Annotated in this window: 11 protein-coding genes; all 11 read left to right on the top strand. The window is 43.9% G+C overall.

Annotated elements, in window-relative coordinates; all coding sequences use genetic code 11:
- Nucleotides 1-219 precede the first annotated feature (219 nt).
- The 11 genes from BTU61_RS01205 to BTU61_RS01155 all read left to right on the top strand — a co-directional run bounded on the left by BTU61_RS01205 (nt 220) and on the right by BTU61_RS01155 (nt 10,761).
- Nucleotides 220-621, top strand: coding sequence for a Spx/MgsR family RNA polymerase-binding regulatory protein (locus BTU61_RS01205; RefSeq protein ID WP_187539215.1), 402 nt, complete (start codon nt 220-222; stop codon nt 619-621).
- Nucleotides 622-633: 12 nt separating this feature from the next.
- Entirely contained in the window at nt 634-912 is a 279-nt protein-coding gene (locus BTU61_RS01200; protein ID WP_200771991.1) for a UPF0223 family protein, read from the top strand.
- A complete protein-coding gene (locus BTU61_RS01195; RefSeq protein ID WP_200771990.1) occupies nt 902-1,672 on the top strand; it encodes an inositol monophosphatase family protein in 771 nt (256 codons plus the stop codon). Before BTU61_RS01200 ends, BTU61_RS01195 begins: the two co-directional genes overlap by 11 nt.
- Nucleotides 1,673-2,977 carry an RsmF rRNA methyltransferase first C-terminal domain-containing protein gene (locus BTU61_RS01190; RefSeq protein ID WP_200771989.1) on the top strand — a complete coding sequence of 435 codons (1,305 nt, stop codon included), beginning with the start codon at nt 1,673-1,675 and terminating at the stop codon, nt 2,975-2,977.
- Between the two features lie 113 nt (nt 2,978-3,090).
- Nucleotides 3,091-3,957, top strand: coding sequence for a phosphate ABC transporter substrate-binding protein PstS family protein (locus BTU61_RS01185; protein WP_200771988.1), 867 nt, complete (start codon nt 3,091-3,093; stop codon nt 3,955-3,957).
- Between the two features lie 16 nt (nt 3,958-3,973).
- Nucleotides 3,974-4,885 carry a phosphate ABC transporter permease subunit PstC gene (gene pstC, locus BTU61_RS01180; protein WP_187539205.1) on the top strand — a complete coding sequence of 304 codons (912 nt, stop codon included), beginning with the start codon at nt 3,974-3,976 and terminating at the stop codon, nt 4,883-4,885.
- Nucleotides 4,875-5,759, top strand: coding sequence for a phosphate ABC transporter permease PstA (pstA, locus tag BTU61_RS01175; RefSeq protein WP_200771987.1), 885 nt, complete (start codon nt 4,875-4,877; stop codon nt 5,757-5,759). The genes pstC and pstA overlap by 11 nt, the downstream gene beginning before the upstream one ends.
- 10 nt (nt 5,760-5,769) lie before the next feature.
- A complete protein-coding gene (gene pstB, locus BTU61_RS01170; protein WP_200771986.1) occupies nt 5,770-6,573 on the top strand; it encodes a phosphate ABC transporter ATP-binding protein PstB in 804 nt (267 codons plus the stop codon).
- Nucleotides 6,574-6,599: 26 nt separating this feature from the next.
- On the top strand, nt 6,600-7,358 hold the full coding sequence (gene pstB / locus BTU61_RS01165; RefSeq protein ID WP_200771985.1) for a phosphate ABC transporter ATP-binding protein PstB: 759 nt from the start codon (nt 6,600-6,602) through the stop codon (nt 7,356-7,358).
- A gap of 13 nt (nt 7,359-7,371) precedes the next feature.
- Nucleotides 7,372-8,025, top strand: coding sequence for a phosphate signaling complex protein PhoU (gene phoU / locus BTU61_RS01160; protein WP_187539197.1), 654 nt, complete (start codon nt 7,372-7,374; stop codon nt 8,023-8,025).
- Between the two features lie 192 nt (nt 8,026-8,217).
- Entirely contained in the window at nt 8,218-10,761 is a 2,544-nt protein-coding gene (locus BTU61_RS01155; RefSeq protein WP_200771984.1) for a M1 family metallopeptidase, read from the top strand.
- The last annotated feature ends 73 nt before the right edge of the window (nt 10,762-10,834 follow it).

The following is a 10,834-nucleotide window of genomic DNA, read 5'->3' as shown; positions in this document are numbered from 1 at the left end:
CTGTGCGGAGGTGGGACGATGAAATCGAATTCTAACGAATGACCGATTTCTGTCCCACTCTCTTTTTCTTCGTCTTACCATGTTAAGGAAAATGAAAGTGCTTCCTGATTTCCACTGAAATTCAGAAAAATAGCCGAGAAATCAAAAAAGCCTTTTCAAGCCTCTCTTTTTTTTGTATAATAGAGTTAAATAGTTAGATACAATAAAGAAGTGAAATACATGATTACATTATTTTTATCACCGAGTTGTACATCATGTCGAAAAGCACGGGCTTGGTTAAAGAAGCACGATGTTCCATTTAAAGAACACAATATTATGACAAGTCCTTTGAGCAGTCAGGAGTTGACAAGTATTTTGGCCTTAACCGAAAATGGAACGGACGACATCATTTCAACTCGCTCAAAAATTTTTCAAAAATTAGACGTTGATGTGGAGGATTTGTCGATTTCTGCCTTGATCCGACTGATTGAGGAAAATCCAAGTCTCTTGCGTAGACCCATTATTTTGGATAACAAACGCATGCAAATCGGCTTTAATGAAGACGAAATTCGGGCCTTTTTGCCACGAAGTTATCGCAAACAAGAGTTACGCTCTGCCACTCTGAGAGCAGAAATAAATTGAGAAGTTTGATGGATGATAGAAAATTATAGTTACCCACTGGATTTATCGTGGAGCACTGAAGAGCTTGCTTCAGTGCTTTCTTTTTTTAACAAGGTTGAAGAGGCTTATGAGAGCAAGGTAGAGGTTGGGGACTACCTCAAGGCCTACCGGGCTTTTAAACAAGTCGTACCAAGTATTGGAGAAGAAAAGCGTCTTGGACGAGAGTTTGAGCAAGTTAGCGGCTATTCTCTTTACCGTGCGACCCAGGCCGCAAAGCAAAAAGAACAAGGATGGTTTTCACTTGAAAAATAAGTTAGAGTTTGCCAAACAAATCGTTCTCGAGGCTGGAGAGTATATCCGGCAGCATCTCGATGATTCATTGAAAATCATGAGAAAGACAGGGCCAACTGATTTGGTAACCCAGATGGACCAGCAGGTCCAAAAAGATTTGGTTGAAAAGATTACCCGACGTTACCCGACGGATCAGATTTTTGCGGAGGAAGACGGCCTTCGTTCCCCCATTTCAGAAGGATCTGTTTGGGTGATTGATCCGATTGATGGCACCAATAATTTTGTAGCCCAAAAAGAAGATTTTGCTGTGATGGTGGCTTACTTTGAAGAGGGTCAAGGTCAGTTTGGCCTGATCTATGATGTCATGCGCGATCAGCTTTTTTATGGAGGTGGCGAGTTTCCAGTATACCGCAATGAGGTAGAGCTCACTCCTTTTGTGGATCGGCCTCTCGATACACTTTTGATGACCTCTAATGTCGGTATGCTAGAAAAAAATGAATGGGGAATGGTCGATCTGGGGATGAAGTGCCTTGGGATCCGTGTCTATGGAAGTGCCGGCATTAGTTTTTCAAAAATTCTTTCCGGTGGAATTCTGGCTTACTTTAGCTATCTTTGGCCATGGGACTATGCAGCTGCTGCCATTATGGGCGAACGCTTAGGCTATACTGTTTTGAATCTCAATGGAGATCAGCCAAATTACCAAACCATTGAGCCCATCATGATGGTGCCGAAGGCTAAGTTGTCTGAAATCCAGACCTATCTGAAGAAGGGGAGAAACTAGATGAATTTTCCCAACGGTTTTACAGAAAAATACCAGCATCTTCTAGGTGAGGATGCTGCTGCTTTTTTTGCGACTTTTGACCAAGAAGCAGTCTCAGCCTTTCGCACCAATCCTTTGAAAGAAGCCCAAAAAGCCTTTTCGGACCCTATTCCTAATACTCCTTGGGGTCATTATGGAAAGGTGTCTGGTAAATCGATCGAGCATGCGACAGGTTTGGTCTACTCGCAGGAGCCAGCTGCACAGATGGTGGCGCAAGTAGCCCAGCCAAAGCCTGGAATGAAGGTACTTGACTTAGCAGCAGCACCTGGAGGAAAGACGACTCAGCTCCTATCCTACTTGGACAATCAAGGCCTTCTAGTTTCCAATGAAATCCATAAAGGCCGTTCCAAAATCTTAGTTGAGAATGTGGAGCGCTTTGGTGCGCGAAATGTACTGGTGACCAATGAGTCTGCCGATCGACTAGCAAAAGTCTTCTCAGGCTTTTTTGATCTGATTGTACTAGATGCCCCTTGTTCGGGCGAGGGGATGTTTCGTAAGCAACCAGATGCCATGGATTATTGGTCTGTCGATTATCCTCGAGAGTGCAGTCTCCTTCAAAGAGAGATTCTAGAGGATGCCCTCAAGATGTTGGTTCCTGGTGGTTCCTTGGTTTATTCAACCTGTACCTGGGCTCCTGAAGAAAACGAAGAGATGGTGTCCTGGTTGTTACAGAACTTTGAGTTGGAACTGGACAGATTCGAAAAAATCAATGGCATGGCAGATGGCATTGGCTATCCTGAAACAGCGCGCATGTACCCGCATCTCTTCAAAGGAGAAGGGCAATTCGTTGCAAAGTTCCGTTATCTTGGTGAGAATCGAGCTGCGAAACTTCCTTCCAAGAAAGACCAATTAACTGCTGAACAGAAGAAATTGTGGCAAGATTTTGCCAAAAAACACCTATTCATTACACTCGATGGAGTGCTAGAAACTTTTGGAGAAGAGCTCTATCTGGTGCCGAAAGGTTTGCCAGATCTTCGAAAAATAAAAATTGCCCGCAATGGTTTGCACCTTGGGACCTTCAAGAAAAACCGCTTTGAGCCTAGCTTTGCTCTCGGACTCGCTCTAAGACCAAGCGAGGTCAAAGCGAGGGTTTCCATTACACCTGATGACTTTGTCCATTATGTAGCGGGAGAGACGATCCAATTGGAAGAAAATCATCCCAATGGTTGGTATCAGGTCCTGGTCGAAGGCAACGGTTTAGGTTTTGCTAAGGTCACCGGACAGACCCTAAAAAATTTCTATCCAAAGGGTCTGCGTTTTAGGTAAAATACTATGAAAAGAATCTGTTCTATGATATAGTGGAAGTAGAGGTGTTTTTTTACAAAACATCACTTGGCAAATAGTTTAATTGAAATAGTAAACAATCAAGGAGATACGATTTGAAAAAGTCTAAAAAGCTGATCCTAGGACTAGCGACGATCGCATTAGCAGGAACCTTATCTGCTTGTGCTTCTTGGATCGACCGTGGTGAATCCATCACAGCCGTTGGATCTACTGCCTTGCAACCTCTTGTGGAAGGAGTCGTGGACCGCTATATTGAGGAACATCCAGGAAAGATTGTCAACGTGCAAGGGGGCGGTTCTGGTACAGGACTTTCCCAGGTCCAATCAGGGGCTGTCGATATTGGAAATAGTGACCTTTTTGCAGAAGAAAAATCTGGGATTGATGCATCAAGCTTGGTTGACCATCAGGTAGCCGTAGCCGGGACAGCCATTATCGCAAATAAAGATATCTCCATCGATAATTTGACGACAGAGCAGTTGCGGAAGATTTTCACAGGAGAATATACCAATTGGAAGCAATTGGGTGGTCCAGATCTTGAGATCACGATTGTGAACCGTGCCGTAGGTTCTGGTAGCCGAGCTGTCTTTGATACCATCATAATGGACGGCAAACAGCCAAAGCAAGCCCAAGAGCAAGATTCAAACGGGATGGTTAAAAATATTGTTTCCCAAACGCCAGGAGCTATCTCTTATTTGGCCTTTACCTACCTAGATAGTAGTGTCAAAACTATGAAGCTCAATGGTTACCAACCCACCAAAGAAAATGTTATCAGCAATAAGTGGCCGATCTGGTCTTATGAGCATATGTATACCAAAGGGAAGCCAAATGACTTGGCCAAAACCTTTATTGACTATATGATGACCGATGAGATCCAGCAAAAAGTGGTTGGAAAAATGGGCTATATCCCGATCAATGACATGAAAGTCACCCGTGATTTAAAAGGAAATGTGACAAAAAAATAACAGAATTGGGTAAAAAATGAACGAAGTAGCAAAAAAAATGCTGACGAAATCCAAAAACTCCCGCCTAGAAAAATTTGGAAAGACCATTACCTTTCTATGTATGAGTTTGATTGTCGTCGTCGTCGCCATGATTTTGATTTTTGTGGCTCAAAAAGGCTTGTCGACTTTCTTTGTCAATAAAGTCAATATCTTTAGTTTTCTATTTGGTAGTGCCTGGAACCCTGCTGCTAAGGAATTCGGGGCCTTACCGATGATTTTGGGATCTTTTATCGTAACCTTGCTCTCCGCCCTCTTGGCAACACCGTTCGCCATTGGTGCAGCTGTATTTATGACGGAAGTATCTCCCAAAGGATCACGGTTTTTGCAACCGGCTATTGAGCTTTTGGTAGGAATTCCTTCCGTTGTTTATGGATTTATTGGTCTCCAAGTCGTTGTTCCATTTACGCGTAGTCTCTTTGGAGGGACTGGTTTTGGGATTCTCTCAGGTGTCTTTGTCCTCTTTGTCATGATCCTACCGACAGTGACCTTTATGACGACCGATAGTCTTCGTGCTGTTCCTCGTCATTACCGTGAAGCCAGTATGGCTATGGGAGCGACACGCTGGCAAACCATCTGGCATGTCACACTCAAGGCAGCCCGCTCTGGAATTTTTACAGCGGTCGTCTTTGGGATGGCACGCGCCTTCGGGGAAGCCTTGGCCATTCAGATGGTCGTCGGAAACTCGGCTGTGGTACCAACCTCGCTCACTACACCAGCTTCCACCCTCACCTCTATTTTGACCATGGGAATCGGAAATACCGTTATGGGAACAGTCAATAACAATGTTCTCTGGTCGCTTGCCTTGGTATTGCTCCTTATGAGTCTTGCCTTTAACAGTGTGATTAAACTAATTACGAAAGAAAGAGGTAAGAAGAACTATGCACGCTAAACGAATGGATAAAATTGCCACAGGAGTGCTGTATACCATTTCAGGAATTATTGTCGCTATTCTCGCTGCTTTGATTCTCTACATTTTGGTGCGTGGTTTACCCCATGTATCTTGGCACTTCCTGACAGGGAAATCCTCTTCTTATCAAGCAGGAGGAGGGATCGGAATTCAATTGTACAATTCCTTCTTCCTTTTGGTCATTACCTTGGTGATTTCTTTTCCCCTCTCTCTTGGGGCTGGGATTTACCTATCTGAATATGCAAAAAAAGGCCGCTTGACTAATTTGGTACGGACCTGTATCGAAATCTTGTCTTCTTTGCCATCTGTTGTAGTGGGTCTCTTTGGTTACTTGGTCTTTGTTGTCCAGTTCAAATATGGCTTTTCGATCATTTCAGGGGCCTTGGCCTTGACCGTCTTTAACCTCCCCCAGATGACCCGCAATATCGAAGATAGCTTGCAACACGTCCACCATACCCAACGTGAAGCGGGGCTTGCCCTAGGCCTGTCTCGCTGGGAAACGGTGATTCATGTCGTGGTTCCAGAGGCACTTCCAAGTATTGTGACTGGGGTCGTTTTGGCCTCAGGACGGATTTTTGGGGAAGCCGCTGCCCTGATCTATACAGCGGGTCAGTCAGCTCCAGCGCTTGACTGGTCTAACTGGAATATATTTAGTGTGACCAGTCCGATTTCGATCTTCCGTCAAGCTGAAACCTTGGCTGTCCATATCTGGAAGGTCAATAGTGAAGGAACCATTCCAGACTCCATTGAAGTCTCAGCTGGTTCGGCCGCCGTTCTTTTGATCTTTATCTTGATCTTTAACTTTGGAGCCCGCAAACTCGGAAGTTACCTTCATAAAAAACTAACATCTGCTTAAAGGAGAAGAAATGTCAAAATACAATTGGGATGAGAGACACATCATTACTTTTCCTGAAGAAAAGGTGGTCCTATCGACCAAAGATTTGCATGTCTATTATGGAACGAACGAGTCCATTAAAGGCGTCGACATGCAGTTTGAAAAGAATAAGATTACAGCCTTGATCGGTCCTTCAGGATCTGGGAAATCAACCTACCTTCGTAGTTTGAACCGGATGAATGATACCATCGATATTGCGCGTGTAACGGGTGAAATTTGGTATGAAGGAATCGATGTCAATCGTCCGGATATCAATGTTTATGAAATGCGCAAGCATATTGGGATGGTTTTCCAACGGCCCAATCCTTTTGCCAAATCAATATACAAAAATATCACCTTCCCGCATGAACGTGCTGGGGTGAAAGACAAGAAGATCTTGGATGAATTGGTTGAAACATCCTTGAAACAGGCTGCTTTATGGGATCAGGTCAAAGATGATCTCCATAAATCTGCCTTAACCCTTTCAGGTGGTCAGCAGCAGCGACTCTGTATTGCGCGTGCCATCTCTGTGAAGCCAGACATCTTACTGATGGACGAACCTGCTTCAGCCTTAGACCCCATTGCAACGGCGCAATTGGAAGAAACCATGCTTGAGTTGAAAAAAGATTATACCATTGTCATTGTGACACACAGCATGCAACAGGCTGCCCGTGCGAGCGATTATACCGGCTTCTTCTACCTTGGAGACCTGATCGAGTATGACAAGACTTCGCATATTTTCCAAAATGCCAAATTGCAATCGACCAACGATTATGTGTCAGGTCACTTTGGATAAGGTAGAAGGACAAAAAGGAATATAAAATGACAGATCCAATTTTACAAGTCAAGGACTTGTCGGTGTATTACAACAAAAAGAAGGCCTTAAATAGTGTCTCCTTAGACTTTGCGTCAAAAGAGATTACAGCCTTAATCGGTCCATCAGGATCGGGAAAATCAACCCTGTTAAAAGCCATTAATCGCATGGGGGACTTAAACTCTGAAGTGACGACGACGGGGACGGTCCTCTATAACGGCCACAATATATACGGTCCGCGGACAGATACTGTTGAGTTGCGCAAGGAAATCGGAATGGTCTTTCAACAGCCCAACCCCTTTCCCATGTCTATTTATGACAATGTCACTTATGGACTGATGATCAATGGAATAAAGGACAAATCGGTCTTAGATGAGGCAGTAGAAACCTCCCTCAAGCGTGCGTCTATTTGGGATGAGGTCAAGGATCGTTTACATGACTCAGCCATTGGCCTTTCTGGAGGCCAACAACAGCGGGTCTGTGTGGCGCGGGTCCTTGCGACCAGTCCTAAAATCATCCTGTTGGATGAACCGACCTCAGCGCTAGACCCGATTTCAGCTGGTAAGATTGAGGAAACCCTCTATGGCCTAAAAGACCGCTATACCATGCTTTTGGTGACTCGTTCCATGCAGCAGGCGAGTCGTATTTCAGATAAAACAGCCTTTTTCTTAGGTGGCGATTTGATCGAGTACAATGATACCAATGAAATGTTCTTGAACCCAGCTAAGAAAGAAACAGAAGACTATGTCTCTGGAAAATTTGGATAGGAAGAAAAAGAAAATGCTACGAGTTCAATTTGAAGAAGATTTAGAAAAGTTGCATAACCAGTTTTATGCAATGGGAAACGAAGTGTTGAGCCAGATCAACCGTACAGTAAGAGCTTTTGTCACACATGACCGTGAATTGGCCCGTCAAGTCATCGAAGACGATGCCAAGATCAATGATTTTGAAGTGAAGTTGGAGCGCAAATCTTTTGAGATCATTGCCCTCCAACAGCCAGTCTCACAAGACCTTCGCGTCGTCATGACCGTCTTAAAAGCGGTATCTGACTTAGAGCGGATGGGTGACCATGCTGTTTCAATTGCCAAAGCAACGATTCGGATGAAAGGTGAAGTGCGCATTAAATCTGTTGAAGAAGAAATCAGCAAAATGGGACGTGAAGTCAAAGACTTTGTCGAAGCGACCCTTGATGTCTACCTCAAAGGCGATGTTGATTTGGCCTATACAGTTGCTTCACGTGATGAAGAAATTAATCATTTCTTTGAAAGCATTCAAGAATTGACGACAGAAGAAATTCGTAAAAATCCTGAGTCTATCTTGACCGGTCGTGATTACTTCCAAGTGATTAACTTCTTGGAACGCATCGGAGATTATGCAAAAAATATCTGTGAATGGGTTGTCTACTTTGAAACAGGTAAAATTGTAGAAATGTAAGAAAGACGAATCTTTGGGAATAGAAGAAAAGTGAATTGATTAAAAATCGTTGATTTCGACTCCCAAAGCCCCATTCTTTTAGCTCTCAGGCAGGCATTGTCATGCTTGTCTTTTCTTTTATCCCGACTTTGTGATAAAATAGTCCTATTAGGGCTTTTGATAGGAAAGCATCGAAATAAAAAGGAGGAAATTATGCAAGCAGTTGCACATTTTGTAGAAACATTCGTTCCAGAACATTATGACGTGTTTTTGGATTTAAGTCGTAAAACTAAGACCTTTAGTGGTCGTGTGGTGATCACAGGTCAAGCCAAGGCGGACAAGATCTCGCTTCACCAAAACGATTTGACCATCGAAACAGTAGAAGTAGCTGGTCAAGCCCGTCCCTTTACGGTTGATGATGCCAATGAAGCGATTTACGTAGAATTAGTGGAAGCTGGTCAAGTAACAGTTACCTTGACTTATTCAGGTAAGATCACAGACAATATGACAGGGATTTACCCATCTTACTACAGCATTGATGGCGTGAAGAAGGAAGTCCTTTCTACCCAGTTTGAGAGCCATTTTGCGCGTGAAGCTTTTCCAAGTGTGGACGAGCCTGAAGCCAAAGCAACGTTTGATCTGTCTTTGAAATTTGACCAAGAAGAAGGTGAAATTGCCCTCTCAAATATGCCTGAAATTGATGTGGAAAACCGCAAAGAAACAGGTATCTGGAAATTTGCTACGACTCCACGGATGTCTTCTTACCTCCTTGCCTTTGCAGCTGGAGATCTTCAAGGTGTGACTGCCAAAACAAAAAATGGCACTCTCGTAGGTATCTATTCAACCAAGGCCCATCCTTTGAAAAACTTAGAATTTTCATTGGATATTGCCGTTCGTGTCATCGAATTTTATGAAGACTATTACGGCGTTAAGTACCCAATTCCTCAATCTCTTCACGTGGCGCTTCCAGACTTCTCTTCTGGAGCCATGGAAAACTGGGGCTTGGTGACTTACCGTGAAGTCTACCTCCTGGTCGATGAAAACTCAACTGCAGTTAGCCGTCAACAAGTTGCTCTTGTAGTCGCTCACGAATTGGCTCACCAATGGTTTGGTAACTTAGTAACCATGAAGTGGTGGGATGACCTCTGGTTGAACGAAAGTTTTGCCAACATGATGGAATATGTCTCTGTCAATGCTATCGACCCAAGCTGGAATATCTTTGAAGACTTCCAAACAAAAGGTGTTCCATTGGCCTTGAAACGCGATGCAACCGATGGGGTGCAATCGGTCCATGTGGAAGTGAAACACCCTGATGAAATCAATACTCTTTTTGACCCAGCCATCGTCTATGCGAAAGGTAGTCGTCTCATGCATATGCTTCGTCGTTGGTTAGGGGATGACGCATTCCGTAAAGGACTCAAAGCTTACTTTGAAAAACACCAATACGGCAATACCATCGGTCGTGACCTTTGGAATGCCCTAGGTGATGCATCTGGTCGTGATGTAGCAGCCTTTATGGATTCTTGGTTGGAACAACCGGGTTATCCAGTCCTTACAGCAGTGGTAGAAAATGATACCTTGAAGATCAGCCAAAAACAATTCTTCATTGGGGAACATGAAGATCAAGGCCGTAAATGGGTTGTGCCATTGAACAGCAACTGGTCTGGTATTCCAGACACACTTGAAACAGAAACCCTTGAAATTCCAGGTTATGCTGCCCTTGCTGCTGCAAATAAAGAACCTCTTCGTTTCAATACGGAAAATACAGCCCACTACATTACTGATTATCAAGGAGAGCTCTTGGATGCGATTGTGGACAATATGGCTTCCTTGGATAACACCAGCAAGCTTCAAGTTGTACAAGAACGCCGTCTCTTGGCAGAAAGTGGTGCCATCTCTTATGCGAGCCTCTTGCCAGTCATCGAGAAATTAACCCAAGAAAGTTCTTATTTGGTTGTATCTGCGGTTTCATCCATTCTTCAAGGGCTCAGCCTCTTTGTAGATGAAGAGACGGAAGTCGAAGCAGCCTATAAGGCCTTGTTGGTAACCTTCAACCAATTCAACTTTGAACGCCTTGGTTTTGAACCAAAAGCTGGAGAAGCCGATGAGGATGAAATGGTTCGTCAATTGGTGATTGCCAATATGATCAAGGGGGATGATGCAGAAGCAAGCGCCAAAGCCAGCGAAATCTATGCAGCCCATGCGGACAATATTAGCAAGCTTCCAGCAGCCATTCGTTTGCAAATCTTGATTAACCAAATCAAACACCATGAAAGCAAAGAATTGACTGATTTGTACTTGAATACTTATGCTCAAGCGACAGATGGCAACTTCAAGCGTCAATTGTCTACAGCTTTGGCTTATACAACCAATGCAGACACAGTTGAAAAGATTTTGACAGAGTGGAAGAACAAGGATGTTGTGAAACCACAAGACTTGGCAATGAGTTGGTATTTCACTTTCTTACATCATGACTTCACTCAAGAATCTGCCTGGACTTGGGCGCGTGAAAATTGGGAATGGGTCAAAGCAGCTCTTGGCGGAGACATGAGCTTTGACAAGTTTGTCATCTACCCAGCCAATACCTTTAAAACAGCAGATCGCTTAGCAGAATTCAAAGCTTTCTTTGAACCACAATTGTCTGATATGGCTATCAGCCGAAACATCAGCATGGGAATCAAGGAAATCGCAGCACGTGTGGATTTGATCCAACGGGAAAAAGCAGCGGTAGAAGCAGCAATTCTTGCGACGAAATAAATTTATAAAAGATGAGAGTGGGACAGAAATCGGTCATTCGTTAGAATTCGATTTCGTCGTCCCACCTCCGCAC

It is taken from the genome of Streptococcus lactarius (genome assembly GCF_016642265.1).
Classification (GTDB): Bacteria; Bacillota; Bacilli; order Lactobacillales; family Streptococcaceae; genus Streptococcus; species Streptococcus lactarius.
This window is presented reverse-complemented; position numbering and strand designations above follow the sequence as displayed.

Bases quoted from the DNA above. Each gene is read 5' to 3' on its own strand.
- BTU61_RS01205 (WP_187539215.1), top strand. From the start codon at position 220: ATGATTACATTATTTTTATCACCGAGTTGTACATCATGTCGAAAAGCA.
- BTU61_RS01200 (WP_200771991.1), top strand. From the start codon at position 634: ATGATAGAAAATTATAGTTACCCACTGGATTTATCGTGGAGCACTGAA.
- BTU61_RS01190 (WP_200771989.1), top strand. From the start codon at position 1,673: ATGAATTTTCCCAACGGTTTTACAGAAAAATACCAGCATCTTCTAGGT.
- pstC (WP_187539205.1), top strand. From the start codon at position 3,974: ATGAACGAAGTAGCAAAAAAAATGCTGACGAAATCCAAAAACTCCCGC.
- pstA (WP_200771987.1), top strand. From the start codon at position 4,875: ATGCACGCTAAACGAATGGATAAAATTGCCACAGGAGTGCTGTATACC.
- pstB (WP_200771986.1), top strand. From the start codon at position 5,770: ATGTCAAAATACAATTGGGATGAGAGACACATCATTACTTTTCCTGAA.
- pstB (WP_200771985.1), top strand. From the start codon at position 6,600: ATGACAGATCCAATTTTACAAGTCAAGGACTTGTCGGTGTATTACAAC.
- phoU (WP_187539197.1), top strand. From the start codon at position 7,372: ATGCTACGAGTTCAATTTGAAGAAGATTTAGAAAAGTTGCATAACCAG.
- BTU61_RS01155 (WP_200771984.1), top strand. From the start codon at position 8,218: ATGCAAGCAGTTGCACATTTTGTAGAAACATTCGTTCCAGAACATTAT.